Raw genomic sequence first — 26,501 nt, 5'->3', positions numbered from 1 at the left:
CCCGCTTTTCCTGCTCCTTGGGCGTCAGCCCGCCACCATGCGCGTACCGCATGACGACGTCGTACCGCAACGATCAAGAACCGTCACGGGCCACCAGACTCCGCGAGTTCAACCTGAGTAACAGGGCGACGCTGCGCGAGTGGGTGCTGCGGGACCGGGAGCGTCGCGGCGTCGCCCCCGCGGCGGCTCGGTCGGGTGGGGCAGCGCCAGCCCGAGCAGGACAGCCGGCACCGTCCGCCGACCCGGACGAGCGGATCCGGCGGCTGGAGGCCCGGGTGGCCGAGCTTGAGGCGAGCGAGCGGAAGCTGGCCACCGAGCGGGACATCCTGCGCAAGGCGGCCAAGTATTTCGCCGGCGAGACGAACTGGTGAACCGCTTCCAGTTCGTCCACGACCACCGGGACGCCTTCGGCGTGAAGCGGTTGTGCCAGGTCCTGGGCGTGAACCGCTCCAGCTACTACAAGTGGCGGGACGGCGCCGACGTGCGGTCCGCGCGGCAGGCCGCCGACCGGGCCCTGGCCGAACAGATCCGCGCCGTCCACGCCGACTCCGACGGCGCCTACGGCTCCCCGCGGATCACCGCAGAGCTCCGCGCCGACGGCCGGAAGATCAACGAGAAGCGGGTGGCCCGCGTGATGCACACGTTCTCCATCCGGGGCATACGTCTGCGCAAACGGGTCCGCACCACGATCCCCGAGCCGTCGGCGACACCGGTCCCGGACCTGTTCCAGCGGGACTTCACCGCCCCCGCGCCCGGAGTCAAGTACATGGGCGACATCACCTACCTCCCCACCGGGGACGGCCAGTTCCTCTATCTGGCCACTGTCCTGGACTGCTTCAGCCGCCGGGTGGTGGGCTGGTCCATCGCCGCCCACATGCGCACCGAACTCGTCGCCGATGCCCTGCGGATGGCAGCCGCCACCCGCGGCGGCCTGAGCGGCGCGGTCTTCCACTCCGATCACGGCGCCCAGTACACATCGCGTGAATTCGCCGACCTGTGCGGCGAATTGGGTGTCACTCAGTCCATGGGCGCGGTCGGCACCTCCGCCGACAACGCCGCCTGCGAGAGCTTCCACGCCACCCTCAAGCGCGAGACCCTGCGCGGCGCCCACCACTACCCGGGAGCGGAACTCTGTAGACGTATCGTCTTCCGGTGGCTCACCCGCTACAACACCCGCCGCAGGCACTCCGCCAACGGACACCTCAGCCCCATGGCCTACGAAAACCAGCACCAGCAGGAGTCCGATAAGCTCACGCTGGCCGCATGATCACCCGAACGCGTGTCCACTTTCTCGGGGGAAGGCCCCAGCGCCCTCGCGGAAGCCGACGTTCTGAGGCGGGCCCTCGATGCGATGTGCCGCAAGCTGGACGGCAAGGCGGCTGCGGCTAAAACAGCCCGACGCAAGAGGGCTGCGTTCAACGAAGCTCTCAACACTGCAGTGGAGAAGGGGTACTTCGCAGAGAATCCCCTCAAGGGGCTCCGGTGGCAGGCGCCAGCAGTCAATGAGGAGGTGGATCCGGCCGCCGTTCCCAATCCGGCCCAGGTGCTTCGGCTGCTCGAGGCCGTTGCTCGCCAGCGGGGGCGGGGTCCTCATCTTGAAGCATTCTTCGGTTGCATGTACTTCGCGGCTATGCGGCCAGCTGAGGTCATCCACCTTCGGATCGAGCAATGCCACTTGCCAAAGACGGGATGGGGGATGCTGAACCTCTCGGGCGGGGTCGTCACGTCTGGCAAGGAGTGGACCGACGACGGTGAGGTGCACGAGGTGCACTCGCTCAAGCGTCGCGCGGTAAGCGCGACGCGGCCTGTTCCCATCCCGCCGCAGTTCGTACGCATGCTGCGTGCCCATGTGAATCGGTTCGACGTGGCACCTGACGGTCGACTTTTCCGGAACCAGGCTGGCAACTACGTGGACGCTGCCGCCTACGGCATCACATGGGCGCGGGCCCGGGAATACGCCCTGACCCGTACTGAGCGCACTTCTCGCCTGGCCAAGCGGCCTTACGATCTCCGTCATGCCGGGATCTCGTTCTGGCTCTACTCCGGAGTGGACCCGGCCGAGTGCGCCCGCCGCGCCGGCCAGAGCATCGAGGTTCTCTTTCGCCACTACGCCAAGTTCCTTGACGGCCTTCGAGAGCAGGCGAACCGTCTCATCGAGCAGTCCATGAACGAGTGGCAGCGCGTCAGTCAAGGTGACGTACCCGAGGGCTGAACCGGGGGTTTGGTCCGTGACTGGTCCGGAAGCACTGGTCAGGAGGGGTGCAGTCGTGGGAGGAATTGGGAGTTAGCGCGCAAGTCGGGCCCGGTCGAGAGCGGGTTGCACGAAGGGCGCCTGACGGGTGAAAACCCAGGTCAGGCGCCTTTCCTCGTGCCTCTAGAAGAAGCCGAGCTTCTTCGGCGAGTATGACACCAGCAGATTCTTCGTCTGCTGGTAGTGGTCCAGCATCATCTTGTGGGTCTCGCGGCCGATGCCCGAGCCCTTGTAGCCGCCGAAGGCGGCGTGGGCCGGGTACGCGTGGTAGCAGTTGGTCCAGACGCGGCCCGCCTTGATCTCGCGGCCCACGTGGTACGCGGTGTTGGCGTCGCGGGTCCAGACGCCGGCGCCGAGGCCGTAGAGGGAGTCGTTGGCGATCTTGAGGGCCTCGTCGACCGAGTCGTACGTGGTGACCGAGACGACCGGGCCGAAGATCTCCTCCTGGAAGATCCGCATGTCGTTGGTGCCGCGGAAGATGGTGGGCTCGACGTAGTAGCCCTCCTCCAGCCCCGGCACCGTGCGGGAGCCGCCGCCGGTGAGGAGCTCGGCGCCCTCCTTCTTGCCGATGTCGATGTACGACATGATCTTCTCGTACTGGTCCACGCTGGCCTGCGCCCCGATCATGGTGGCCGGGTCCAGCGGGTCGCCGCTGACGATGGCCTTGGTGCGCTCGACGCAGCGTGCCATGAAGTCGTCGTAGATCGAGGAGTGGATCAGGGCACGGGACGGGCAGGTGCAGACCTCGCCCTGGTTGAGGGCGAACATCACGAAGCCCTCCACCGCCTTGTCCAGGAACTCGTCGTCGGCCGCCATCACGTCCGGCAGGAAGAGGTTCGGGCTCTTGCCGCCCAGCTCCAGGGTGACCGGGATGATGTTCTCACTGGCGTACTGCATGATCAGCCGGCCGGTGGTGGTCTCGCCGGTGAACGCGATCTTGGAGATGCGCGGGCTGGACGCGAGCGGCTTGCCCGCCTCGATCCCGAAGCCGTTGACGACGTTCAGGACGCCCGGCGGGAGCAGGTCGGCGATCAGTTCCATGACCAGCAGCAGGCTCGCCGGGGTCTGCTCGGCCGGCTTGATGACCACGCAGTTGCCCGCGGCCAGCGCCGGCGCCAGCTTCCACGCGGCCATCAGGATCGGGAAGTTCCACGGGATGATCTGCCCGACCACGCCCAGCGGCTCGTGGTAGTGGTACGCGACCGTCTCCGGGTCGATCTCCGAGATGCTGCCCTCCTGGGCGCGCACCACCCCGGCGAAGTACCGGAAGTGGTCCACGGCCAGCGGCAGGTCGGCGGCCAGTGTCTCGCGCACCGGCTTGCCGTTCTCCCAGGTCTCGGCGACGGCGAGCTTCTCCAGGTGCTGCTCGATCCGGTCGGCGATCTTGTTGAGGACGTTCGCCCGCTCCGTCGTCGAGGTGCGGCCCCAGGCGCCGGCGGCGGCGTGCGCGGCGTCCAGGGCGAGGTCGACGTCGGCCGCGGAGGAGCGGGCGACCTCGCAGAACACCTTGCCGTCGACCGGTGAGACGTTGTCGAAGTAGCGGCCCTCGACGGGGGCGACCCAGTCGCCGCCGATGAAGTTGTCGTAGCGGCGGGCGAAGCTGACGACGCTGCCGTCGGTTCCCGGCTGGGCGTACACCATGGCGGCTCTCCTGGGGAGGAAGTGGGCGGGGCAGGACGGATCACTCTGCGGTTCGCGCCGCGACGGCCCACGTCGTCGTGGCGTGGGTCACTGTGGCCGCCCGAGGTTGGCGTCAGGTTGGTGTGCGGACCGGGCCGGGGCCGGTCAGCGCAGGGCCGTGGTCAGGCGGCCCGCCGCGATCGCGCGGCGCGCGTCGTCCAGGTCCAGCAGGCTCAGCGCGTGCTCGTGCACCTCCGCGTCGTACGGCGCCTGCCTGCCGTAGCGCAGCGCGTGCTCCGGGCGGACGCTGGCCAGCACCGCCTCCCGTACGGCCACCTCCAGATGGGTGCGCCACTCGTCGATGCCCGGCGCCGAGGAGCGCGGCAGCAGCGGGCCGCGGTACAGCCGCAGCGCGCTCTCCGTGTCGCCGCGCTCCAGGGCGGCGAGCACCTCGGTGGCGTCGCAGGACACGGGGGTGGTGAGCGCGTAGCGGCGGGTGCTGATGCCGCCGCCCAGGGCCCGGCGGAGGTGGGAGATCTCCGCCTTGAACGTGGACGCGGTGACCGCGCGGTCGCCGTACAGCGCCTCGCGCAGCCGCTCCGGGGACCAGCCGTCCGGGTCGAGGGCCAGGAGGGTGAGGATCTCCAGCTGGCGTGGACGCAGCGGGAGCGGGACGCCGTCGCGTACGGCCTCCTCGGCGCCCAGGGTGTGCAGCCGCAGCGGCGTGCCCTCCGGGGCGGGGCGGGGGGAGTGGCGGGCGGCGGCGCGCAGGCTCGCCTCCATGGCCGAGGCCAGGCCGCGCACCGTCGACATGGCCAGCGGGTGCGAGCGGTCCCAGGTGGTGGACAGGTCCAGGACGCCCAGGACGCCGCCGTCGGGACCGTGGACCGGGGCGCAGTAGCAGACCCAGCCGTGCAACGCCGTCACCAGGTGCTCGGCGGAGAACACGGTGCTGGGACGGCCGGTGCGCAGGGCCAGGGAGAGCGCGTTGGTGCCCATGGCCTGCTCGTCCCACCGTCCGCCGGGCGCGAAGTTGACCCGCTCGGCCCGCCGCCGCATGGTCCGGCCGCCGTACGTCCACAGGATCGTCCCGGACTCGTCGGTGACCGCCGTGACGAACCCGGCGTCGTCGGCGACGCTGCGCAGTTCGTCGGCGAGGCCGTCCACCGGGCGGCGCAGCGGGGAGCCCGACCAGCGCCGGTGCACCGCGCCGCCGTCGCTCACCGGGGCGCTGTCGCGGGCCGGGTCCACGCTGCTCAGGGAGCGCGCCCAGGACTCGGTGACCTCGTGGCGCAGGGGATCGCCGCCGGTGCGGGCGGCCGCGCCGACGTCCCGTAGCCGCGGGACCAGACGGGACCATTCGCCCTCCAGCGTGGCCCTGCGCCGCCGGAGGTCCTGCCGCTCTGCCATGTGCCTCCCTCTGCCTTCCCGTCCGCGGGCGGGGACGACACCACATTGTCCGCATCACGGTCCGGATTGCACCCGCCCGTTCGGACAGGTTTCCGTGTGAGGCGGCGGCCGGGAGCGGGGAGACGCGGAGAAAGATTGCCTCCGGGGGCCCGCGGACGAGCGGAACATGACAGCCCGGTTCTATCCTCGAGGTCCGGGCTCAACAGGGCGCCCGCGCGGGCGGGCGCGACGACCGGAAGGCACGGACGGCAGATGCGACTCGTCCTCATCGGCCCACCCGGAGTGGGCAAAGGCACCCAGGCGGTGATTCTCGGCAAGCGGCTGGGGATCCCCCATATCTCCACGGGGGATCTTTTCCGCGACCATGTCACCCGCCGGACCCCGCTCGGCAGGGAGGCGGGACACTACCTGGACACGGGTGAGCTCGTTCCCGATCACATCACCGTCGGCATGGTCCACGAGCGGCTGGCCGAGCCGGACGCCCTGCGCGGCTTCATGCTCGACGGCTTTCCGCGCACCGTCCCGCAGGCCCGGGACCTCACCGGTGTCCTGGAGCGCACCGGGGCCCGGCTGGACGCCGTGGTCGAGTTCACCGCGCCCGAGGAGATCCTGGTGGACCGGCTGCTCAAGCGCGGCCGCCCGGACGACACCGAGGACGTCATCCGGCACCGCCAGCAGGTCTACCGCCACGAGACGGCCCCGCTGCTCGACCACTACGCCGGCATCCTGCTGACCGTCGAGGCCACCGGACCGGTGGACGACATCGCCGCGCGCGCCCTGAAGGAGCTGGAACGGATCGAGTGATCCGGCGCTCAGGTGATCGAGTGAGCGCGTGAGCGCGTGAAACGGTCGCGGTGAAGGGGCCGGGGCGTACGGGAGTCCGGGTACGCCCCGGCCCCTGTCCGTGCCCCGGCCCCGCTCACGCCTCCGGTGGCAGGGGCTGTTCCGCCCAGATCGTCTTGCCCGCCGCGGTCTGGCGGCTGCCCCAGCGTTCGGCGAGCTGGGCCACCAGGAGCAGGCCGCGGCCGCCCTCGTCGTAGATCCTGGCCCGGCGCATATGGGGTGCCGTGCCGCTGCCGTCGGAGACCTCGCAGATCAGCGTCTCGTGCCGGATCAGCCGCAGCTGGACGGGCGGTACGCCGTAGCGGATGGCGTTGGTGACCAGTTCGCTCACGATCAGCTCGGTCGCGAACACCGCCTCCTCCAGGCCCCAGGCGGACACCTGCTCGCACGCCGACTTCCGGGTCGCGGCGACCGCCGCCGGGTCCGACGGCACCTGCCAGGTGCGGACCTGGCCGGCGTCGAGGGCGTGGGCGCGGGCCAGGACCAGGACGACGTCGTCGGCCGAGCGGTGGCGCAGCACCGTGTGCAGGACGTCCTCGCAGGTCTGGTCCAGGGTGGCGGCGGGCCGGCCGAGCGCGGTGCGCAGCAGTTCGAGGGCCACGTCGACGTCCTGGTCGGCGGAGGCGAGCAGTCCGTCGGTGTAGAGGGCGAGGGTGCTGCCCTCCGCGAGGTCGATCTCGGCGGACTCGAACGGCAGCCCGCCCAGGCCCAGCGGAGGGCCGGGCGGCAGGTCCAGGAACCGTGCGGTGCCGTCGGCGGCGACCAGGGCGGGCGGCGGGTGTCCGGCGCGGGCCAGGGTGCAGCGGCGGTTCACGGGGTCGTACACGGCGTAGAGGCAGGTCGCGCCGATCTCCCCGCCGCCCTCGTGGGGCTGCTCGCGTGCCTCCGGTCCCTCTTCCCGGTCGAGGCGGAGGACGAGGTCGTCGAGCTGGGTGAGCAGCTCGTCCGGGGCGAGATCGACGTCGGCGAGGGTGCGTACGGCGGTGCGCAGCCGGCCCATGGTCGCGGAGGCGTGGATGCCGTGGCCCACGACGTCCCCGACGACCAGGGCGACCCGGGCGCCGGACAGCGGGATCGCGTCGAACCAGTCGCCGCCGACCCCGTCGCCGCTGCCGGCCGGCAGATAGCGGTGGGCGACCTCCAGGGACAGGGCCTGGGGCAGCCGCTCGGGCAGCAGGCTGCGTTGCAGGGCCAGCGCGGTACGGCGTTCGCGGGTGTAGCGGCGCGCGTTGTCGACGCTCACCGCGGCCCGCGCGGCGATCTCCTCCGCGAGCAGCTGGTCGTCCGCGCCGAAGGGCTCGGGGGTACGGTGCCGGACGAACTGGACCAGACCCAGGGTGACGCCCCTGGCGCGCAGCGGCACCATCATCAGGGAGTGGATCCCGAGCCGCGCCGCCCCCTCGTCACGCGCCGGGGACATCCGCACCCAGTCCCTCCAGAAGGCGTCTCCCGAACGGTGCCGCAGGGAGCGGGCGGTGCGCAGGGCCCGGGCGGGCGGGGAGCCGGCGGGGTAGACGTCGGTGTCGCCGGGGGCGAACAGGGCCTCGGGGCAGTCCGGCAGGACCGACCGCTGGGCACAGCGTCGGAAGGGCACCGGGGTCCCGTCCGACGGCGGCCGCGGCTCGTCACCCCGGACCACGTGGTCCAGCAGGTCCACGGTGACGAAGTCCGCGAACCCCGCGACGGCCACCTCTGCCAGCTCCTCCGTCGTCCTGATCACGTCGAGGGTGCTGCCGATGCGCACCGCGGCCTCGTTGAGCACGGCGAGGCGGCGGCGCGCCCGGTGCTGCTCGGTGATGTCGAACACGGTCGCGCACATGCCCGTCACCCTGCCGCTCTCGTCCTTGAGGGCCGAGAAGTACGTCGACAGCGCCCGCTCGGACGTGTCCCCGGCCGACGGAGTGTGCGTCTCGCGGCGCAGGGTCTCACCGGTGCGCAGCACCTGCCGCTGGAGCCGGTCGAACTCGTCGAACGGCCGCCAGGGCGCGATCTCCCACAGCGTCAGCCCGCGCATCTCCTCCTCGGTACGGCCGGTCAGTCGGCTCATGCTCTCGTTGGCGCCCACCAGCCGTGCGTCGGGGCCGTAGACCGCCACCGGCATCGGCAGCTGGGTGAGGGCACGCTCCCACAGCTCCGGCGCACCCCGCGCGGCGCGCCCGCCGGGCGGCTCGGGAGCCGCACCCGTCACGATCCACAGGGGCGCCGCCCCGGCGGAGGCCAGCGGCACGGCGCGCAGCCGCACCACGACCCGCCCCCCGTCACGGTGGCGCAGCACCAGTTCGCCGGCGCACTCGCGTCGCTCGGCGACACAGCGCACCACTTCCGGCGGCGCGTCCTCGGCGAGCAGGGTGACGGCGGGTCGGCCGACGATCTCACCGGGAGAGTAGCCGAGGGCGTGCCGTGCCGCCTCGCCCCAGGCCGCCACGAGCCCCCCGGCGTCGATCACCGCCGCCGGGCCGTCCGCTCCCGCCTCGCCTCCCGTCACGTCGTTCAGCATCCCGCCGGACCGCCTCGCACGCCACGGGAACCGGCAGGGAGCGGGACACGGACACACGGCGCACCGCGCGCCGTGCCGGAGACCACCCGCGCCGGACGTGCCGCGGCACCGCCGGCCCCGCCCGCGCCGGACGTGCCGCGGCGCCGCGGGCCCCCGTGCCGGACGTGCGCCGTGCCGACGCCCCTCCACCCGGCGTACGCGGCACACCCCCGCCCCGTGGCGCAAGGCGCCGGACGGCCGCGGACCCCGGGCCGGGCGTCCTGACCCCGGGGGACCGGCGGCCGATCGTGACCCGGATGTATGAGGTTAGGCTCTCCTTAGCTAAAGTGTGTGCCTGGACAGGATTCGTCCGGCATTCGGAAGGCGGAGGCGTCGATGAGCGTTGCCGAGGAGCTGGCGGGGCGGGAGCGCCGCGGGACCGTGGCCGGGTACGGCGGCGCGCGGCGCCCGCTGTCCGATCTCGCGCCCGGTGCGCGGGCCACCGTCGCCGAGGTCGTCACCGCCGGCTCGCCCGAGACCGCCCGCCGGCTCGCCGCCCTCGGCTTCACCCCGGGTGCCGTCGTGGAGGTCGTACGCCGCGCACCGCTGCGCGACCCCGTCGTCTACCGGGTCAAGGACTACGAGATCTGTCTGCGCCGCGCCCAGGCCGCCTGCGTGCACACCGTCGGCACCTCCGGTGCTTCCGGCACCGACAGGGCCGGACGGTGAGCGCCGGCTGCCACGACGGCGGGAGCCCGGCCGCGGTCGTCACCGACGACGCCCGCATCGCCCTGCTCGGCAGCCCCAACGCCGGCAAGACCAGCGTCTTCAACGCCCTCACCGGGATGAACGCCAAGACCGGCAACTATCCCGGCGTGACGGTCTCCCGGTTCGTCGGGACCTGCCGGGTGAACGGCCGCGACCACGTCGTCGAGGACCTGCCCGGCACCTACAGCCTCGACCCGATCAGCCCCGACGAGCAGATCGCCGTCGACGTCCTCGACGGACGGCTGGACGGCTCGCCCCGCCCGGACGCGCTGCTCGTGGTCGTCGACGCCACCACCCTGCGCCGCTCCCTCGCCCTCGTCGCCCAGGCACTCGCCCACGCCCTGCCGACCTGCGTGGTCCTCACCTTCACCGACGAACTCTCCATGCGCCAGGGCCATGTGGACGCCGACGCGCTCGCCGAGGCCCTCGGCGTCCCCGTGCTGCCCGTCGTCGGCCACCGCAGGCACGGCGTCGCCGCGCTGAAGGAACGTATCGGTGACTGGCGGGACTGGCCCGTGCCCGTCATCCCGCCGCCCACCGAACCCGCGGAGCTCGACGCCTGGGCCGAGTCCGTCCTCCACCACGCCGACTACCGGCCCGCCGAACGGCACCGGGCCACCCAGCGCCTGGACGCGGTGCTGCTGCACCCCTTCTGGGGCACCGTCGTCTTCTTCGCCGTCATGATCACGTTCTTCGAGACCGTGTTCACCGTCGCCGCCCCGCTCCAGGGCGCCGTGGAGTCCGGCTTCTCCTGGCTGTCCCGCCTCGTCGCCGACCACGTCGGCAACCGGTGGGTGGCCGGGGTCCTCGGCGACGCCCTCATCGGCGGCGTGGGCGGAGTGATCACCTTCGTCCCGCAGATCATGCTGCTGTTCCTGCTGCTCGCCCTCCTCGAGGGCGTCGGCTATCTGTCGCGGGCGGCGTTCCTGATGGACCGCGTCATGGCCCGCGCCGGACTCGAGGGGCGGGCCTTCGTCGCCCTGCTGTCGTCGTTCGCCTGCGCGATCCCCGGCATCATGGCCACCCGCACCCTGCCCTCCGCCAAGGACCGGCTGGCCACCATGATGGCGGCCCCGCTGATCACCTGCTCCGCCCGCCTGCCGGTCTACGTGCTGCTCATCGGCATCCTGGTCGACCCGGGCGCCCACGTCGGCCCGTTCGGCGCGCAGGGCCTGATCATGTTCGGGCTGTATCTGCTCGGCGCCGTCTCCGCCATGACGGCCGCCTGGGTGATCAAGAAGATCACCGACCGGGGCGGCGTGTCCATGCCGTTCTTCATGGAGATGCCGCCCTACCGGCTGCCCGCGCCGCGCGCCGTGCTGATCACCATGTGGACCTCCGCCCGTTCCTTCCTGCGCAAGTGCTCCACCGTCATCGTGGTCACCTCCCTCGGCCTGTGGCTGGCGCTCAACCTGCCGCTGCACTCCGCCGCCGAACTGCGCGAGGCCCACGTCGACACCGGCGACCCCACCGCCGTGACCGCGTACACCATCGACCACAGCTACGCCGCCGACCTCGGCCGCTTCGTCGCCCCGGTCTTCGAGCCGCTCGGCTTCGACTGGCGCGTCAACGTCGGCGTGCTGTCCGCGCAGTCGGCACGCGAGACCTTCGTCGCCACCCTCGGCCAGGTCGCCGCCGCCCAGGACCCCGGCAACCCCACCGAGGCGCTGCGCACCATGACCTACCCGGACGGCCCGCACGCGGGCGAGCGCGTCTTCACCGCGCCCACCGTCGCCGCACTGCTGGTGTACTTCGCGTTCGCCCTCCAGTGCATGGCCACGGTCGCCGTGATCCGCCGCGAGACCGGCACCTGGAAATGGCCGGCCATCGCCTTCACCTATCTGACCGCGACCGCGTGGCTGATGGCCTACCTCGTCCACACCGTCACCGCCGCGCTGACCTGAGGGCGAACCCCGCCATGACCCCCGCACCCGCGAGCCCCGCCATGATCCCCCTGCACCCGCAGACCGTCCCCGACCGGCCCGACCAGCTGCGCTGGATCGTCCCGGCCGCCACCCTCACCTGCACCGGTGCCCCCACCGCCGTTCCCCGGCCGCTCGCGGCCCTGCTCGACGACGGCACCCTCGCCGAGATCATGGTGGAGCCCGCGGCCGTCGTCACCGGCCTGGGCGCCGGACGTACCTGGCGCGGCGACGGGCCCCGGGTGCGCACCGCCCTGCACACCGCCCTGGCGGACCCGGACGGCTGGCACGCCGGGAGCGGCGAGCCAGGCGGCGACGCCGGGCTCCACGACGCCCTGCTGCACGACGCCGCCCAGGACGTCATCACCGAACTGGTCGGCCCGCACGCCCGGTCCCACGGCGGCAGCATCGACCTCCTCGGCGTCAGCGACGGCGTCGTCACCGTCCGGCTCGGCGGCGCCTGCCACGGCTGCCCCGCCGCCTGGTTCACCCTCCACCAGCGCCTGGAACGCCTGCTGCGCCGCCGCTGCCCGTACCTCGTCGAGGTCCGCCACACCGGCCCCGGCGGCACCAAAGAGGGCTGACAGCCCCCGGCGCAGCGGCAGCTCCGGACGCCGGGTGAGGGCCGGGGCCCTCAGAACAGCGGAGGCACCACCGCCTCGATCAGATGCGGCCCCGGCTCGGCGAACGCCCCGCGCAGCTGCGCCGTCAGATCCTCCGCGGTGGCGGCACGCGACGCCGGTACGCCCATGCCGCGCGCCAGCGACACGAAGTCCAGGCCGGGCCGCGACAGGTCCAGCAGATCGCGTCGCGCGCGTCCCCCGCCCGAGGTGCCCAGCCGCTGCAGCTCCATGTTCAGGATCGAGTACGCCCCGTTGGCGAACACCACGGTCGTGATGTCGAGCCCCTCCCGGGCGTGCGTCCACAGCGCGGAGATCGTGTACATGGCGCTCCCGTCGGCCTCCAGGCACAGCACCGGCCGGTCCGGGCAGGCGAGCGCGGCACCGGCGGCCAGCGGCAGACCCTGGCCGATGGCGCCGCCGGTGAGGGTCAGCCAGTCGTGCGGCGGCGCACCCGCCGTCGCGCCCGGCAGCCAGAGGCCCGAGGTGTTCGACTCGTCCACCACGACCGCGCCCTCCGGCAGCACCGCCCCCACCGCCGCCGCGGCGTTCTCCGCGGTCAGCGGCCCGCTCGGCGCGTCGGGACGGGACGCGGGCGCGAGCACCGGCCCGGCATGCGCGTCGAGCAGCCCGGCGAGCGCGGTGAGGGCCCCGGCCACGTCGTCGGCGGGCGTGGCGAGGGTGTGCACCCGGCAGTCCCCGGGGGCGAGCCGGCCCGGCAGCCCCGGGTGCGCGAAGAACGACACCGGCGCCCGGGCACCGGCCAGCACCAGATGCCGTACGCCCTCCAGCTGGGCCATCGCACCCTCGGCGAGGTAGCCGAGCCGCTCCACCGCGGGCAGGCCCGCGCCGCGCTCCAGGCGGGCCGGGAAGGTCTCGCACAGCAGCCGGGCCCCGGTGGCCGCCGCTACCCGGCCCGCCGCCCGCAGCGCCGCCTCCCGGGTCGCCGCCGGTCCGCCCAGCAGCAGCGCCACGGACCCGCCGCCGCGCAGCGCCCCGGCCACCCGGGTCACGGTCTCCTCCGGCACCGGTGAGGGAGCCCGGGGCACAAGAGGCGGGGCGGGTTCGGCACCGTCGGACCAGGACACGTCGGCGGGCAGCAGCAGCGTCGCCACCCGGCCCGGCGCGCCGCTCGCCGCGGCCACCGCCTCGGCCGCGTCGCCGGGTGCCCCGGCCGAGTCGGTGCAGCGGCGCATCCACCCGGAGACGGTACGGGCCGCCGCGTCCACGTCCGACTCGAGCGGCGCGTCGAGGCGCTTGTGGAACGTGGCGTGGTCGCCGACGAGGTTCACCACCGGGGTGGCGGCACGGCGCGCGTTGTGCAGATTGGCCAGGCCGTTGGCGAGGCCGGGACCGAGATGCAGCAGGGCGGCGGCCGGACGGCCGGTCATCCTGCCCCAGCCGTCGGCCGCGCCGGTGGCCACGCCCTCGAACAGGCACGGCACCGCCCGCAGCGCGGGCTCGTCGTCGAGGGCGGCGACGAAGTGCAGCTCGGACGTGCCGGGGTTGGCGAAACACACCTCGACCCCGCAGTCCAGAAGGGTACGGGCCACCGCTCGTGCACCGTTCACGCCGGATTCCGCCTTTCACACACCATCGGTCGTACGGACATGACGGCCGGCCCGATACGGCCGGGACCGTCGGACGGGACTGCGGCGGTCAGTCGAACAGGACGTCCGGGTTGAGGATCCCGTCGGGATCGAAGGCCTGTTTGATCCGGCGCATCAGCGCCACCTTCGCGGGATCCGTGAACTCCAGGAAGTACCGCTTCTTCGCCATGCCGACCCCGTGCTCGCCGGACACCGCCCCGCCCAGCGCCGTACCGGCCCGGAACAGCCGGCGCAGGACGGTGTCCCGCGCGACGGGATCGGGCTGGAACACCGCCAGATGCACATTGCCGTCGCCGGCGTGCCCGCAGCCGGTGACCACCGACCCGCTCTCCCGGGCGACGACGTCCGCCTCGGCGAGCAGCCCGGGCAGCGAGGAGCGCGGCACGACCAGGTCCACGACGTCGTCGGCACCGGCCGCCTTCGCCGTCCAGAACGCGTGCTCACGCGCCTCCGTCAGCCGCCGTGCCGCCGCCGGGGGCAGCACGTAGACATCCGCCGCGCCCAGCTCCAGCAGCCGCTCGCCGGCCGTCTCCACGTCCTCCTCCAGCCGGCCGGCCGAATGGTCCTCCAGGACCACCGCCAGATAGCCGAGGGCCGTGTCGCGGACCTCGTCCGGGACCCCGAGCCCGAAGTCGTGGTCGGCGGTGATCGCCGCCATGGTCAGCAGGTCGACGTACTCCAGCGCGAGCGGCGCGAGGCCCGCCCCCAGCAGCCCGGGCACCGCCGCCGACACCTCCTCGGCCGAGCCGAACGGCGCCAGCACCGTCGCGGTGTGCCCGGCGCGCGGCGCCAGACGCAGTACGGCCTCGGTGACCAGCGCGAGCGTGCCCTCCGAGCCGACGAGCAGCTGCGTCAGGTCGTAGCCGGTGCTGGTCTTGACGTATCTGCCGCCGCTGCGCACGATCTCGCCCGACACCAGCACCGCCTCGACGCCCAGCACATGATGCCGGGTCACCCCGTGCCGCACGGCGTACATGCCGCCCGCGTTGGTGGCGATGGTGCCGCCGACCGACGCGCTCTGCTCGCCCGGCCGCACCGGATAGCACAGGCCCGCCTCCGCGGCCCGCGCGTCGAGCTCGTCCAGGGTGACCCCGGGCTGCACCACGGCGACCTGGTCGGCCGGGTCGAGTTCCAGGACCCGGTTCATCCGCTCGAACGACACCACGATCCCGTCCGCCCGGGGCACACAGGCCCCCGACATCCCGGTACCCGCCCCCCGCGCCGTCACCGGGAGCCGCAGCGCACCCGCCACCCGTAAGATCCCGGCCACCTCGGCCGCCGACGCGGGGCGCACCAGATGGGCGGGCAGCCGCGCGGGAGCGGTCAGCGACTCGTCGTGACCGTACTCCTCGGGAACCGCGTCCCCGCTCAGCACATGCCGGGCGCCCACCACCCCGGCCAGCAGGTCCACCGTGTCCGCCATGTCCCGGACCCCCTCACCACTGCCGCCGTACGTGCGGCACCCTGCCGCGCCGCGCCATGATGCGCCCGTCGCGCGGGACGGCGAACTGGTCCAACTGTCCCAGGAACAGGGCCGGTTGACCCTGTCCGGGCTACGGCGTCCCTTGCGGGCGGGTGCTGACGTGGCGGACGTTCGGGCCCCACCGGTCCATCACCGGTGCCGCGCACCACCGGCACAGGGGGTTGCCGCCGCGACCGTAGCGCTGGGTCTTGCGGCGGCACACGGCGCAGGGGCCGACCAGATCACCGGCGCAGGCCAGGGCGGAGGGGTCCGGGTCGCCGATCGGGGGCGGGGGAGTGGCGGGGGTGCCGGGAGTCTTCATGGTGCGTGTCCTGTTCTGGGCGGCGAAAATCAGCCACCCGACGGCAGGATATCGATTCCCTGGCACGGCGGTTCGAGGTGAGCATCCGAAGGGAGCAGCGAAAAGACGCCCGGAGCCCCGGGACCACCGGTGCCCGGCGGTCGGGGAGGCGGGCGTCAGGCGGTCGGGGAGGCGGGCGTCAGGCGGTCCGGGAGGCGGGCGTCAGGCGGTCGGGAAGATGGGCGGCGGGGTGGGCTGGACGTCGGCGTGCTCCCCGGTGACCAGGTAGATCACCCGGTGGCCGACGGACACGGCGTGGTCGGCGAACCGTTCGTAGTAGCGGGCCGCGAGGGTGACGTCCACCGCGGTCTCGACGCCGTGCTTCCACCGCTCGTCCATCAGGTGCTGGAAGATCGTGCGGTGCAGTTCGTCCATGCGGTCGTCGTCCTTCTCCATCTGGAGCGCCGCCACCGTGTCATGGGTGAGCAGAACCTCCCCGGCCTGCGCCATCAGCCGCTGGGCGAGCTGGCCCATCTCCAGGATGGTGCGGTGCAGATCGCCGGGCACGGCCTGGACGGGGTGGCGCAGCCGGGCGATCGTGGCGACGTTGCGGGCCAGGTCCCCGGCCCGCTCCAGATCGGCGCTCATCCGCAGGGAGGTCACCACGGTGCGCAGGTCGCCGGCGACGGGCTGCTGCCGGGCGAGCAGCGTGATCGCCTTCTCCTCCAGCGCGTGGTGCAGCTCGTTGATCCGCGCGTCGGCGGAGATGACGCGCTGCGCGAGCTGGAGATCGGCGTCGAGCAGTGCCGCGGTGGCCCGGCCCATCGCGGAACCGGCCAGCCTGGCCATCTCCACCAGATCGGCCCCGACCGAGTCCAGTTCCTCGTGATATGCGTCGCGCATCGGTTTCCTTTCGTGTCCCCCGACGTGTCTCAACGTCCTCGCCCGCGCGGGTGCCCGGTGCAGCCAGACTCGCACAGCGTCCCGCGACGGCCTGCGGCAGGGACGACAACGAGACAGGGCGGCTGCGCGGGCCGCGGCGGGAGGACCGGGCGGCAGGAGGACGGGGAACGGGGCGGCGGGAGACGGGACGGGCCGCGGCCGGTACCCCGTGCTGCCGCCTGCTGTGCGGCCCTATGTACGGCCCGACGTGCCGCGGCCGGGTCCGGGCGGTCCCGGGAGAGGGACCGCACAAACCCGGCCGCGGCACGTCAAAGCCGTCAGGCGTCCTGGAACAGGTCCGTGCTGAGGTAGCGCTCCCCGGTGTCCGGCAGGATGACGACGATCATCGCTCCCTCGTGCCGCGGGTCCTCGGCGAGGGTCCGCGCCGCGTACACGGCGGCGCCGCCCGAGATACCGACCAGGATGCCCTCCGCCCGGGCCAGTTCCCGGGCCGTGGCACGGGCCTGCTCGGCGGAGACACGCTGGACGGAGTCGTAGATCCCGGTGTCGAGGACGTCGGGGACGAAACCGGCGCCGAGGCCCTGGATACGGTGCGGGCCCGGGGCGCCGCCGGACAGCACGGCCGACTCGGCCGGTTCCACGGCGACCACGGTGACGCCGGGCTTCTTCTCCTTGAGGACCTTGCCGACCCCGGTGACCGTGCCGCCGGTGCCGACACCGGCGACCAGGACGTCGACCCGGCCCGCGGTGTCCTGCCAGATCTCCTGCGCCGTGGTGCGGCGGTGCACATCGGGGTTGGCCGGGTTGCGGAACTGCTGCGGCATGAACCAGTCGTTCGCCTCGGCCAGCTCGGTGGCCCGTGCGACGGCCCCCTTCATGCCCTCGGGGCCCGGGGTGAGGATCAGCTCGGCGCCGTACGCGGTGAGCAGGTCGCGCCGCTCCTTGGTCATGGTCTCGGGCATCACGAAGGTGACCGCGTAGCCCTTCGCGGCGGCCACCATGGCGAGGCCGATGCCGGTGTTGCCGCTGGTCGGCTCGATGATCCGGGTACCGGGGCCGAGCGCACCGGTGGCCTCGGCGTCCTCGATCATCGCCAGGGCGATACGGTCCTTGACGCTGCCACCGGGGTTGGCCGACTCCAGCTTGGCGACCAGCCGCGCGGGCAGACCGGCGCCGAAGCGGCTCAGCTCCACCAGCGGGGTGCGGCCTATCAGAGCCGTGACGGACGGCGCGATGGCAGGGGTTCCCCCGGTGTCCGGGGTGTCCAGGGCGTCCGGCGAGGTCTCGGGGGCGGAGTGCGGTGGCGTCATGGCCGTACTTCTCTTTCGTCTGCAGGAGTGAGAATCCCGGCGCGGGGCGCCTGGCCGGGGTCTTCGAGGTCTTCGGGGCCTTCGGGGCCTTCGGGGCCTTCGGGGCCTTCGGGGTCGGAATCCTGAAGACCGGGTTCGGGGGATCCGGTGTCGCCGGATCGGGCGGCCGCGGTGGCCTGCGCCGCGTGGACACGGGAGTGGGCGGGTATGTCGCGCAGGACGAGGGCGTGGGCGCCGATCATGGTGTCATGGCCGATCTCGACGTCACCGAGCACGGTCGCGCCGACCCCGAGGACGACCCGGTCGCCGATCGTGGGATGCCGCTTGGCCGACTTCCGGTCGGTCCACCAGCCGGTGCCGCCCAGGGTGACCCGGTGGTACATCATCACGTCGTCGCCCACCACGGCGGTCTCGCCGATGACCACACCCATGCCGTGGTCGATGAAGAAGCGGCGCCCGACGACCGCGCCCGGGTGGATCTCTATACCGGTGAACGCGCGGGCCAGCTGCGACAGCAGCCGGGGCAGCAGCGGCACCCCGAGCCGGTACAGACCGTGCGCGGCCCGGTGCGTCCAGATGGCCCACAGACCGGGGTACAGCAGGACTTCGGCCACATGGACACCATGCAGCGCCGGGTCCTTGCGGCAGGCGGTCCGGAGATCTTCGAAGAGCATGCGAGTCTTTCTGTGGAGCCGGTCGCGACGCGCTGCGGGGCACGCCGTGCTCGCCGGGCAGTCAGGGCAGCGGCAGTCGTACGAGAAGAGCGCGGAGGTCTGTCACCGCCGTGGCAGGCCGCGCACACGCCTGCATTCTGGTCGATGCAGACCTCCGCGAGCCGTCGGTCCCTCGTGGGGAAGATGCCGGCACTGTGCCGTTGTCCCTTGTCCCTTGTCCCTTGTCCGTCGTCCCTTGTCCGTGAGTCGAACGTTACGGCCCCGTCCGGCCGTGGCGCCTCCCCCGAAGTGCCTGCCGCCGGTGGGCCGAACGGTCCCCATCGGGCCGCCCGGAAAGGGACCTGTGTCCGCGGGGAGGGGGCCGTCCGGCCCGTGCGTGACCGCTTCCGGTGCGGCGACGCCCCTGCCGGGGCCGAACGGCGGGACGCCCCGGAACGCCGCTCCCCGCCGCGGACGGGTGTCACGCGTTCCCGGAACCGGACCGTTCGTCGGCCCCGGCCGCCTCCTCCTCGGCCCAGCGCGCGGCGAGTTCCGTGACACGCCCGGCCTCGGCCGCCACCTCGGCGGGGCCGCCGGCCGCCCGTCCCGCCGCATAGCCGACGAGGAAGGCCGTCAGCGGAGCGGCGGGCCGGGCCACCCCGCGCGCTGCGGCACCCGCGAGGGAGAGCAGCAGGTCCGTGTCGACCTCCAGGTCGATGCCGAGCTCCGCCCGGACGGCGGCCGTCCACTTCTCGAGTACGTCGTCCATGATCTCTTCCTCGGGTGTGCCGGTGGCTCCGGCCAGGTCCTTCCGGTGGGCCGCGGCGCTCGCGGGACTCACAGCAGGCTGCTCCAGTAGTCCCAGAACCGGGTGCCGATGAGCAGCGCGATCACCCCGTACCAGGCGCCGAGCAGCATCCAGTGGGTGTCCCTCAGCACCGTCAGCACGCCCCGCGGCGCCTTGACGATGCCCTGTTCCAGACAGTGCAGGGTGACGAACCAGAACAGCGCGATGGTGATGACCCAGATGACGACGCAGTAGGGGCAGATCTTGTTCAGCTGGTAGAGCGACTGCACGATCAGGAAGTGCACGAACACGACACCCACGAGCGCTCCGGCGTCCAGCGCGAGCCAGAGCCGCCGGTGCAGCCGGGAACCGGAGAGCACCGCCACCGCCAGGGTGATCACGGCGGCGTAGGCGCCGAGCCCGAGCAGCATGTTGGGGAAGCCGAAGAGCCGTCCCTCGGGGCTGGACATCACGCTGCCGCAGTTCACGATCGGACTGATGTTGCACGCCGGCTGGTAGCTCGGGTCGCGCAGGATCCGCCAGTCGTCCACGGTCAGTTCGAACGAGGCGAGCCAGCCGATGATCCCGGTGACGAGGATCACCAGGGCGGTGCGGCGGCTCGCGCCCACCGTGCCGCCCGGGCGGTCGGTGGTGGGATCCGGGGCTAGAGCGGGCCCGGTGGTCATGCGGTCCTCCGTAAGTCGGCGGCCGGCCGCGCGCATACCGCGGCCGGGCGGGTGGGGGGTGGCTGAGCGGTACGTCGCCGTTGGACGGTGCGGGGGAGAGCGGGACGGCCGCCGGGAGGGCTCTGGGCACGGACCGGAAGGGTGACGGTCCGGGCCGCGGCCGTCGTCACGGCCACAGCCGCGCTCACCGCGCCCCCGTCCGCCGGCACCTCACGCCGGGACGGTGACCGTCCGGCCGCCGAGGGCGGCGGGCCGCCGGCACCGGCACCCGGCGCGGCACGGCGCAGCGCCAGATCCTTCTCCATGGTGCGCGACATTATGCGGAGTCCGGCGAGATCCACCTGGGCTGGCGGTCCCTTCAGGGATGGCCCACGGTCCCGGTCCGGGCACCCGCACGAGGGCCGAAGGTCCCGGTGACGAAGGCCGGTCGTCGGCGTGTGCGGGCTCGCTCCGCGCCGCATCCTGATCACTGATCGAGTCGCAGATGCCCAATCGTCTGTACGACCGCACCCCATGCCCGCCGGCGGCCATTTCCCCGTCCCTGGTCGCCGCGGACATGGTGCGTATGGCGCGAGCCGCCCGGTTCGATCGCGCGTCCGGCCGTACACCACGGCCGGACGCGGCATTTCTGCGGCACCTGGCGGCATGTGCGCGGCCTCCGCGCGACAGGAAGACGCGTCATGGACGGATCGAACCGCCGGGCCCGGACCCTCCTCGGAACGGCCGGCACCGCCCTGACGCCCGCCGGGCCGGTCATGCCGCTGCACGGCAGGGCCGGACGTGAGGAGATCCGCGCCGGACCGGCGCACCGGAGGACCACGTCTCCCCGGCACCCGCCGCCTGTCGGACCCGCCGTCCTCGTGGGCCTCGGAGCCGTGCCGGCCTGGGCCGGCGTCATCCTCGCCGCCACCGCCACCGCCACCGCCACCGCCACCGCCACCGCCGACGACGCCCTCGTGCCCGGTACGCCCCTGACGCCTGGTCAGCCCGCAGGATACCGACCGGCTGTCCGGGAAAAAGGACCTTGGACCCATGGACGACGGGGCTCTCGGGACCTCCGGCCCTTGCGGCGCGGGACCATCGGCCGCCGCGCCGACCGCCGCGGCGGGAGGATGCTGGCAGCCGCCCGACCCCGGAGGTGCCCCGTGTACGACCGTTCCGAACGTCCGATCGACCGTTTCCACCGCTCACGCTTTCGGTGGGAGTGTCGCGGCGTCCGGCCCGGTCACCGTCCGGTCTCCCGGCGTGTCTGCCCTGTCTCCCGGGTGACCGGACGCACCCCGAACACCCGGGGCGGGGCCGCGCGATGACCACGCAGATCCCCGCCCCGGCCTCCGGCCCGCTCCACACCCCGGTCCACGCCGCCCGGCTGATCCGCCGTCAGCGGCACGACGCCGGCGAGCGGCCGTTCATCGTCATCTGGGAGTCCACCCGGGCCTGTCCGCTGGCCTGCCTGCACTGCCGCGCCGAGGCCGTCCCCAACAGGGACCCGCTCGAACTGGACACCGAGGCCGCCAAGGACCTGCTGCGCCAGGTCGCCGCGTTCGGACAGCCCGCCCCGCTGTTCGTGATCACCGGCGGTGACCCGTTCCAGCGTCCGGACCTGATCGAACTCGTCACCTACGGTCATGAGGTCGGCGTCCAGGTCGCGGTGTCGCCGTCCGGCACCCCGACCGTCACCGAGCAGCGGCTGCGCGAGCTGCACGGGGCCGGCGTGTCGGGGCTCTCGCTCAGCCTGGACGGCTCCACCGCCGAGACCCACGACACCTTCCGCGGCGTCAAGGGCGTGTTCGGCTGGACCCTGGCCGCCTGGGACACCGCCCGTGCGCTCGGCATGAGGGTGCAGATCAACACCACCGTCACCCGGCACAACCTGCACGACCTCCCCGCGATCGTCCGCCTCGTCGCCGACCACGGCGCGATGCTGTGGAGCGCCTTCTTCCTGGTGCCCACCGGCCGCGGCAAGGCGCTCGGCGTGCTGACGCCCGGCGAGGTCGAGGACGTCCTCAACTTCGTCTACGACGTCGGCCTGACCGTGCCCGCCAAGACCACCGAGGCCCACCACTTCCGCCGGGTCGTGCTCCAGCGGCAGATCCTCGCCGACGCGGGCGACGACCATGTCGCCGTGCTCGGCCTCGGCCCCCTCTACGAAGAACTGCGCACCCGCTCGGCCGAGTTGGGCCTGAACACCGCCGCCCGCCGGGTACGGCGCCCGCCGCTCGACGTCAACGCCGGGCGCGGTTTCGTGTTCGTCTCCCACCACGGCACCGTGCACCCGAGCGGATTCCTGCCGCTCGCCGCGGGCAATGTGCGCGAGACCCCGCTCACGGAGGTCTACCGCACCTCGGAACTGTTCACCGGCCTGCGCGACCCCGACAAGCTGGGCGGCCGGTGCGGCACCTGCGAGTTCCGCCGGGTCTGCGGCGGCTCGCGGTCCCGGGCCTACGGCGTCACCGGCGACCCCTTCGCCGAGGAACCCTGGTGCGGCTACGTCCCCGGTTCCTTCCCGCGCCAACAGGAACTGGCCGAGCTGCTGACCCGGAGCGCGTCGGCGGGCCCCCGGGTCCCGGCGGCACGTCCGGCGCCCGCGGAGGAACAGCGTGTCCGGCACGACGGATGACCCGACGGCCGGTGACCCGACGGACGGTGAGCCGACGGCGGGCGGGCTGACCACCGATGACGTGCCGATTGGTGACGTGCCGATTGGTGACGTGCCGACAGGTGACGCGGCGACAGGTGATCCGGGGGCCGGTGAAGCGAGGCCCGGTGCTCCCGGCGCCTCGGGCGTCTCCCGGCCCGCCCTGTGGGGCACCGTCGTCGGCGTCGTCATCGTCGTCCTGGCGGTGCTCTTCGCCGACAGCGGCGGCGGGACCGGCGACCTGGCGAGCGGCACCCGCACCGTCGGCGGCGGCTACGGCACCACCCGCACCGTCGCCGTCACCCTGGCCGGCATGCGGATCCGCCCCGCGACGATCGAGGTCGCCGCGGGGACCCGGCTGCGGCTGAAGGTCACCAACGCCGACGCCCAGCGCCACGACCTCAAGGTCCAGGGCGGCCCGAGCACCCCCATGCTCTCCCACGGCCACAGCGACGTGCTCGACCTGGGCACGGTCACCGGGAGCCGCGAGGCCTGGTGCACCGTGCCCGGACACCGGGCCGCCGGGATGAGCATGAACATCACCGTCGCCGCAACGAGCGGGACCACGGACGCCTCCGGCGACATGAGCGGCATGGACATGAGCGGCGGCAGCTCCACCGGTCCCGCTGCCGGCACCGCCGGCCCGGACCTGTCCGCGGCCTTCTCCCAGGGCTGGAAGTCCCGTGACGCCACCCTGGAACCGGTGCCCGGCGGCACCGTCCACAAGGTGGAACTGCACGCCGTCCGTACCACCGCCGAGGTGGCCCCCGGGGTGAGACAGCAGATGTGGACCTTCGGCGGCACCGCCCCCGGCCCCACCCTGCACGGCAGGACCGGCGACGTCTTCGAGGTGACCCTCGTCAACGACGACCCGTCCATGGGCCACGGCATCGACTTCCACGCCGGCACCCTCGCCCCCGACCGGCCCATGCGCACCATCCAGCCCGGGCAGCGCCTCGTCTACCGCTTCCGTGCCGAGCGCGCCGGTGCCTGGCTGTACCACTGCAGCACCATGCCGATGCTCCAGCACATCGGCAACGGCATGTACGGGGCCGTCGTCATCGATCCTCCCGGCCTGGCGAAGGCGGACCACGAGTACGCGCTGGTCTCCTCCGAGCTCTATCTCGGTACGCCCGGCAGCGCGGCCCAGGTGGCGAAGATGCGGGCGGACACCCCGGACGCCTGGATGTTCAACGGGGCCGCGAACCAATACGTCCGGCAGCCCCTGAAGGTGAAGGCGGGCGAACGGGTCCGCTTCTGGGTGGTCGCGGCGGGGCCGAGCGACGGCATCTCGTTCCACGTCGTCGGCACGGTCTTCGACACCGTCTACAAGGAGGGCGCCTACCTGCTGAAGCCGGGTGACTCCGGAGGCTCGCAGGCGCTGGACCTGTCCGCCGCGCAGGGCGGGTTCGCCGAGACGGTGTTCCCCGCGGCCGGGCACTACTCGTTCGTCGACCACGACATGCGCCACGCCGAGGCCGGGGCGCGCGGAACGGTGGAGGTGACCCGCTGATGGGGTCCGTGGGTCTGTGGTCCCTGGTGCGGTTCGCCCATGTGGCGGGGGCCGCCCTGTGGGTCGGCGGGCAGCTCGCCCTGACCCTGGTGGTCCTGCCGCTCGCCCGGCATCTGCTCGACGCCGGGGCCAAGGACAGGTTCACGGCGGCGGCGGGGCGCCGGTTCGGGATGCTGACCGGCGCGGTGTTCCTGCCGGTCCAGCTGGGCACGGGCTGGGCCATGGCCTGGCACAAGGGCGTCACCTGGGCCTCGCTCGCCGAGCCCGGCTACGGGCGCACCCTGGCGACGAAACTCGGCCTGTTCGTGGTGGTGATGGCGGCCGCGGGCGGCCACGGCCTCGCCCAGGCCAAGGGCCGCGGCGAGCTGGCCCGCGCCCTGGCGGTCGTCTCGCTGGTCGGCTCGCTCGGCATCGTCGTCCTCGCCACCGCCCTGCCCGCGACCTGAACCGCACCGGCATCCGGCCCCGGCCCCGGCCCGCACGGTGTGCCGCCCTGGCGCCCGCGTGGCCCCGCCCGAGATCCGGGGCCACGCCGACCCGCCGCCCGGCGTGCCCTCCGGCCCGGCGGCCCTTCCGGACCGGAGGGCACGCCGGACCGGCCGTATCACCCCCGGCCGGGCATGCCCCGGATCTCCCGCCCGGTGACCAGCGTCGCCTCGATGCGCAGGAACCGGATCTCCTCCAGCGGCATCCAGGTCTTCGGCCCGTCCTGGAGCAGCCGTTCGTGCTCGGCGGGGTCGGTCACCACGCCGGCGCGGCCGGTGACGACGACGCTCCAGCCGGACCGGGCCGCCCCGTCGAAGTCGTCCGCCTCGAAGGCCACGACGACACCGTCGATGGCGCGCACCAGACCGGAACCCGGCGAGGTGCACAGCACCACGCAGGTGTCCGGGGCGTGCGGCGGCCCGGGGGCACGGGCTGCCTCGGAGGCGTCGAGGCAGAAATTGACCGGGAGGACCGCGGGCAGGGCCTGGCGGGTGTACACCACGCGGCCGACCGGCACCTTCGCCAGCAGCCGCAGGCACTCCTCCCGGTCGAGTGCGCGGAAGCAGTCGTCGGGGAACATTCGGCCCATCGTCCTCACGCGCACTCCGCCGGAACAGGGCCGACCGGCCCTACTCCGCTCCGGGACCCCCGGGCCACCGCAGGGGCCGCAGTCCGGGACCTCGGTACCGTGTGAGGACCCGGACCGGGGGCCTGCCGGGTCCCGAGCCGTACCCCGGCCGGGGCCGTTGCGCAGGACGGGCGGGCCCTGGTGGAGGGACCCTCTGACCGTCCGGAGGGCCGGTCGGCCCATGCCGCCGGTGCGCACGGAACCGGACAGTGGGTACCCGGGATCGCCGTACCGCAGGCAAGGGACCTGTGAGGCGGACGCGTTCCCGGTGGCGCCGCACCGCCACGAAGAACCATGAAAGGGGCAGGACATGGTCCAGCCTTTGAAGCCGCAGGACGGCGCAGCGCCGTCCGACAGTACGGTGCCCGGCCGCGCCTGGCTGATGCTGGCCATGGCCACGCTCGGCTTCGCGCTGAACTTCTGGGCGTGGGCACTCCTCAGCCCGCTCGGGCCCCGGTTCAAGGACACCCTCCACCTGACGTCGTTCCAGCAGTCGCTGCTGGTCGCGGTGCCCGTCGTGGTCGGATCCCTGGGACGTATCCCGGTCGGCGCGCTGACGGACCGGTTCGGCGGACGTGTCATGTTCCCGATCGTCTCCGCCGTCACCATCCTGCCGGTGCTCTTCCTCGGCCTGGCCGGGCACGACTCGCTGGGCGCCCTGCTGGTCGGCGGCTTCTTCCTGGGTGTCGGCGGTACCGCGTTCGCCGTCGGTGTGCCGTTCGTGAACGCCTGGTTCCCGCCGGAGCGGCGCGGCTTCGCCATCGGTGTCTTCGGCATCGGCATGGGCGGCACCGCGATCAGCGCGCTGACCACGGTGAAGCTGGTCAAGGCCAACAGCATGCAGACGCCGTTCCTGATCACCGCCGGTGTCCTGGCCGTGTACGCCGTGGCCTCCTGGCTGGTGCTGCGCGACGCCCCCGGCCGGCCCGTGCCGACCGAGCCGCTCGCCCGGCGTCTGGGCGCCACCCTGAAGCTCGCCGTCACCTGGGAGGCCTCCGCGCTGTACGCCGTGGCCTTCGGCGGCTACGTCGCCTTCTCCGTCTACCTGCCGACCTACCTGAAGACCGGCTACGGCCTGGAGCAGACCGACGCCGCCAACCGGATGGCCGGTTTCGTGCTGCTGGCCGTCGCGATGCGGCCGGTCGGCGGCTGGCTGTCCGACCGGATCGGGTCGGTGCGGGTGCTGGCCGCCTCGCTGGCCCTCGTGGTGGCCGGGGCGGTCGTCCAGTCGTTCACCCCGGCGCTGGCCCCGGTCGGCACCCTCGCGTTCTTCACCATGGCCATCGCGCTCGGCGCGGCCAGCGGTGCCACCTTCGCCCTGCTGGCCCTGCTCGCCCCGGCGAACAAGGTCGGCGCCGTCACCGGTGTGGTCGGTGCCGCGGGCGGCCTCGGCGGCTTCATCCCGCCGCTGGTGATGGGCTCGCTCTACGGCGCGTACAAGACGTACGCGGGCGGTCTCGCGCTCCTCGCGGTCGTCGCCGGCGCGGCCCTGCTGTTCACCCTGACGAAGGTCCGTTCCGAGGTCGAGGGCGAGGGCAGGAAGCGCTCAGGGGCCCAGGGCGGCTCCCGCGTCGCGGGCAGCGCCGCGTAACGGCTCCCCGGGAGCCGAGGCCG

The 26,501-nt window shown here is 73.3% G+C and carries 20 protein-coding genes and 2 pseudogenes; 10 read left to right on the top strand and 12 right to left on the bottom strand.

What is annotated here, in order from left to right; translation table 11 throughout:
• Nucleotides 1–110: 110 nt before the first annotated feature.
• Nucleotides 111–1,267 (top strand): annotated as a pseudogene (locus ABZ862_RS22065) (IS3 family transposase); the annotation flags it as partial.
• A gap of 12 nt (nt 1,268–1,279) precedes the next feature.
• Nucleotides 1,280–2,212 carry a hypothetical protein gene (locus tag ABZ862_RS22060; RefSeq protein ID WP_360960559.1) on the top strand — a complete coding sequence of 311 codons (933 nt, stop codon included), beginning with the start codon at nt 1,280–1,282 and terminating at the stop codon, nt 2,210–2,212.
• A gap of 162 nt (nt 2,213–2,374) precedes the next feature.
• Here ABZ862_RS22060 and adh read toward each other — a convergent pair whose 3' ends face one another.
• Together adh and ABZ862_RS22050 are read right to left on the bottom strand one after the other, a co-directional pair.
• Nucleotides 2,375–3,892, bottom strand: a complete 1,518-nt coding sequence (gene adh / locus ABZ862_RS22055; RefSeq protein WP_360960557.1) for an aldehyde dehydrogenase — start codon at nt 3,890–3,892, stop codon at nt 2,375–2,377.
• 144 nt (nt 3,893–4,036) lie between these two features.
• Nucleotides 4,037–5,281: a transcriptional regulator gene (locus tag ABZ862_RS22050; RefSeq protein WP_360960555.1), complete on the bottom strand. Its 1,245-nt coding sequence runs from the start codon at nt 5,279–5,281 to the stop codon at nt 4,037–4,039.
• A 252-nt stretch (nt 5,282–5,533) separates the two neighbouring features.
• On the opposite strand from ABZ862_RS22050, the gene ABZ862_RS22045 reads away from it, so the two are divergent.
• Nucleotides 5,534–6,085 (top strand): adenylate kinase, encoded by a 552-nt coding sequence (locus ABZ862_RS22045; protein WP_360960553.1) that lies wholly within the window; start codon nt 5,534–5,536, stop codon nt 6,083–6,085.
• 115 nt (nt 6,086–6,200) lie between these two features.
• Here ABZ862_RS22045 and ABZ862_RS22040 read toward each other — a convergent pair whose 3' ends face one another.
• On the bottom strand, nt 6,201–8,621 hold the full coding sequence (locus ABZ862_RS22040; protein ID WP_360960551.1) for a SpoIIE family protein phosphatase: 2,421 nt from the start codon (nt 8,619–8,621) through the stop codon (nt 6,201–6,203).
• 375 nt (nt 8,622–8,996) lie between these two features.
• Between ABZ862_RS22040 and ABZ862_RS22035 the strand changes: the two genes are divergently transcribed.
• Genes ABZ862_RS22035 through ABZ862_RS22025 form a run of 3 tightly spaced genes read left to right on the top strand, consistent with a single transcriptional unit; the run spans nt 8,997 to nt 11,874 of the window.
• A complete protein-coding gene (locus ABZ862_RS22035; RefSeq protein WP_360960549.1) occupies nt 8,997–9,329 on the top strand; it encodes a FeoA family protein in 333 nt (110 codons plus the stop codon).
• Nucleotides 9,326–11,272: a ferrous iron transporter B gene (locus tag ABZ862_RS22030; RefSeq protein ID WP_360960547.1), complete on the top strand. Its 1,947-nt coding sequence runs from the start codon at nt 9,326–9,328 to the stop codon at nt 11,270–11,272. The genes ABZ862_RS22035 and ABZ862_RS22030 overlap by 4 nt, the downstream gene beginning before the upstream one ends.
• 14 nt (nt 11,273–11,286) lie before the next feature.
• On the top strand, nt 11,287–11,874 hold the full coding sequence (locus ABZ862_RS22025) for a NifU family protein (protein WP_360960545.1): 588 nt from the start codon (nt 11,287–11,289) through the stop codon (nt 11,872–11,874).
• A gap of 50 nt (nt 11,875–11,924) precedes the next feature.
• On the opposite strand, the gene ABZ862_RS22020 is transcribed toward ABZ862_RS22025, so the two are convergent.
• The 8 genes and pseudogenes from ABZ862_RS22020 to ABZ862_RS21985 all read right to left on the bottom strand — a co-directional run bounded on the left by ABZ862_RS22020 (nt 11,925) and on the right by ABZ862_RS21985 (nt 19,622).
• The gene (locus tag ABZ862_RS22020; protein ID WP_360960543.1) at nt 11,925–13,481 is read right to left on the bottom strand and encodes an acetolactate synthase large subunit; all 1,557 of its coding nucleotides are present in this window, start codon (nt 13,479–13,481) and stop codon (nt 11,925–11,927) included.
• Nucleotides 13,482–13,569: 88 nt separating this feature from the next.
• Nucleotides 13,570–14,943, bottom strand: a complete 1,374-nt coding sequence (locus ABZ862_RS22015; RefSeq protein ID WP_360960541.1) for an FAD-binding oxidoreductase — start codon at nt 14,941–14,943, stop codon at nt 13,570–13,572.
• Nucleotides 14,944–15,073: 130 nt separating this feature from the next.
• Nucleotides 15,074–15,304, bottom strand: a complete 231-nt coding sequence (locus ABZ862_RS22010; protein ID WP_360960539.1) for a hypothetical protein — start codon at nt 15,302–15,304, stop codon at nt 15,074–15,076.
• A gap of 201 nt (nt 15,305–15,505) precedes the next feature.
• Complete coding sequence (phoU, locus tag ABZ862_RS22005) at nt 15,506–16,186, bottom strand: phosphate signaling complex protein PhoU (RefSeq protein ID WP_360960537.1); 681 nt, start codon at nt 16,184–16,186, stop codon at nt 15,506–15,508.
• 317 nt (nt 16,187–16,503) lie between these two features.
• The gene (cysK, locus tag ABZ862_RS22000; protein WP_360960535.1) at nt 16,504–17,496 is read right to left on the bottom strand and encodes a cysteine synthase A; all 993 of its coding nucleotides are present in this window, start codon (nt 17,494–17,496) and stop codon (nt 16,504–16,506) included.
• A complete protein-coding gene (gene epsC / locus ABZ862_RS21995) occupies nt 17,493–18,170 on the bottom strand; it encodes a serine O-acetyltransferase EpsC (RefSeq protein ID WP_360960533.1) in 678 nt (225 codons plus the stop codon). The genes cysK and epsC overlap by 4 nt, the downstream gene beginning before the upstream one ends.
• A gap of 460 nt (nt 18,171–18,630) precedes the next feature.
• Nucleotides 18,631–18,909: pseudogene (locus ABZ862_RS21990) on the bottom strand (DUF6457 domain-containing protein); the annotation flags it as partial.
• A gap of 77 nt (nt 18,910–18,986) precedes the next feature.
• Nucleotides 18,987–19,622, bottom strand: a complete 636-nt coding sequence (locus ABZ862_RS21985) for a vitamin K epoxide reductase family protein (protein ID WP_360960531.1) — start codon at nt 19,620–19,622, stop codon at nt 18,987–18,989.
• A gap of 1,306 nt (nt 19,623–20,928) precedes the next feature.
• Here ABZ862_RS21985 and ABZ862_RS21980 point away from each other — a divergent pair.
• The 3 genes from ABZ862_RS21980 to ABZ862_RS21970 are packed head-to-tail and all read left to right on the top strand — an operon-like array spanning nt 20,929 to nt 24,219.
• Complete coding sequence (locus ABZ862_RS21980; protein ID WP_360960529.1) at nt 20,929–22,242, top strand: TIGR04053 family radical SAM/SPASM domain-containing protein; 1,314 nt, start codon at nt 20,929–20,931, stop codon at nt 22,240–22,242.
• Complete coding sequence (locus tag ABZ862_RS21975) at nt 22,223–23,773, top strand: multicopper oxidase domain-containing protein (RefSeq protein WP_360960527.1); 1,551 nt, start codon at nt 22,223–22,225, stop codon at nt 23,771–23,773. Before ABZ862_RS21980 ends, ABZ862_RS21975 begins: the two co-directional genes overlap by 20 nt.
• A complete protein-coding gene (locus ABZ862_RS21970; protein ID WP_360960525.1) occupies nt 23,773–24,219 on the top strand; it encodes a hypothetical protein in 447 nt (148 codons plus the stop codon). The genes ABZ862_RS21975 and ABZ862_RS21970 overlap by 1 nt, the downstream gene beginning before the upstream one ends.
• Nucleotides 24,220–24,377: 158 nt before the next feature.
• Here the strand turns inward: ABZ862_RS21970 and ABZ862_RS21965 are convergent, their stop codons facing one another.
• Nucleotides 24,378–24,839: a pyridoxamine 5'-phosphate oxidase family protein gene (locus ABZ862_RS21965; protein ID WP_360960523.1), complete on the bottom strand. Its 462-nt coding sequence runs from the start codon at nt 24,837–24,839 to the stop codon at nt 24,378–24,380.
• 430 nt (nt 24,840–25,269) lie between these two features.
• Here ABZ862_RS21965 and ABZ862_RS21960 point away from each other — a divergent pair, with 430 nt between their 5' ends.
• Nucleotides 25,270–26,478 (top strand): MFS transporter, encoded by a 1,209-nt coding sequence (locus ABZ862_RS21960; protein ID WP_360960584.1) that lies wholly within the window; start codon nt 25,270–25,272, stop codon nt 26,476–26,478.
• The last annotated feature ends 23 nt before the right edge of the window (nt 26,479–26,501 follow it).

It is taken from the genome of Streptomyces sp. NPDC047000 (assembly GCF_040644295.1).
Taxonomy (GTDB): Bacteria; Actinomycetota; Actinomycetes; order Streptomycetales; family Streptomycetaceae; genus Streptomyces.
This window is presented reverse-complemented; position numbering and strand designations above follow the sequence as displayed.

What these genes read in the sequence shown, in the direction of transcription:
- ABZ862_RS22045 (WP_360960553.1), top strand. Translation starts at nt 5,534, where the DNA reads ATGCGACTCGTCCTCATCGGCCCACCCGGAGTGGGCAAAGGCACCCAG.
- ABZ862_RS21970 (WP_360960525.1), top strand. Translation starts at nt 23,773, where the DNA reads ATGGGGTCCGTGGGTCTGTGGTCCCTGGTGCGGTTCGCCCATGTGGCG.
- ABZ862_RS22015 (WP_360960541.1), bottom strand. Translation starts at nt 14,943, where the DNA reads ATGGCGGACACGGTGGACCTGCTGGCCGGGGTGGTGGGCGCCCGGCAT.
- ABZ862_RS22040 (WP_360960551.1), bottom strand. Translation starts at nt 8,621, where the DNA reads ATGCTGAACGACGTGACGGGAGGCGAGGCGGGAGCGGACGGCCCGGCG.
- phoU (WP_360960537.1), bottom strand. Translation starts at nt 16,186, where the DNA reads ATGCGCGACGCATATCACGAGGAACTGGACTCGGTCGGGGCCGATCTG.
- adh (WP_360960557.1), bottom strand. Translation starts at nt 3,892, where the DNA reads ATGGTGTACGCCCAGCCGGGAACCGACGGCAGCGTCGTCAGCTTCGCC.
- ABZ862_RS22050 (WP_360960555.1), bottom strand. Translation starts at nt 5,281, where the DNA reads ATGGCAGAGCGGCAGGACCTCCGGCGGCGCAGGGCCACGCTGGAGGGC.
- epsC (WP_360960533.1), bottom strand. Translation starts at nt 18,170, where the DNA reads ATGCTCTTCGAAGATCTCCGGACCGCCTGCCGCAAGGACCCGGCGCTG.
- cysK (WP_360960535.1), bottom strand. Translation starts at nt 17,496, where the DNA reads ATGACGCCACCGCACTCCGCCCCCGAGACCTCGCCGGACGCCCTGGAC.
- ABZ862_RS22025 (WP_360960545.1), top strand. Translation starts at nt 11,287, where the DNA reads ATGACCCCCGCACCCGCGAGCCCCGCCATGATCCCCCTGCACCCGCAG.
- ABZ862_RS21965 (WP_360960523.1), bottom strand. Translation starts at nt 24,839, where the DNA reads ATGTTCCCCGACGACTGCTTCCGCGCACTCGACCGGGAGGAGTGCCTG.
- ABZ862_RS22010 (WP_360960539.1), bottom strand. Translation starts at nt 15,304, where the DNA reads ATGAAGACTCCCGGCACCCCCGCCACTCCCCCGCCCCCGATCGGCGAC.
- ABZ862_RS21985 (WP_360960531.1), bottom strand. Translation starts at nt 19,622, where the DNA reads ATGACCACCGGGCCCGCTCTAGCCCCGGATCCCACCACCGACCGCCCG.
- ABZ862_RS22035 (WP_360960549.1), top strand. Translation starts at nt 8,997, where the DNA reads ATGAGCGTTGCCGAGGAGCTGGCGGGGCGGGAGCGCCGCGGGACCGTG.
- ABZ862_RS21980 (WP_360960529.1), top strand. Translation starts at nt 20,929, where the DNA reads ATGACCACGCAGATCCCCGCCCCGGCCTCCGGCCCGCTCCACACCCCG.
- ABZ862_RS21960 (WP_360960584.1), top strand. Translation starts at nt 25,270, where the DNA reads ATGCTGGCCATGGCCACGCTCGGCTTCGCGCTGAACTTCTGGGCGTGG.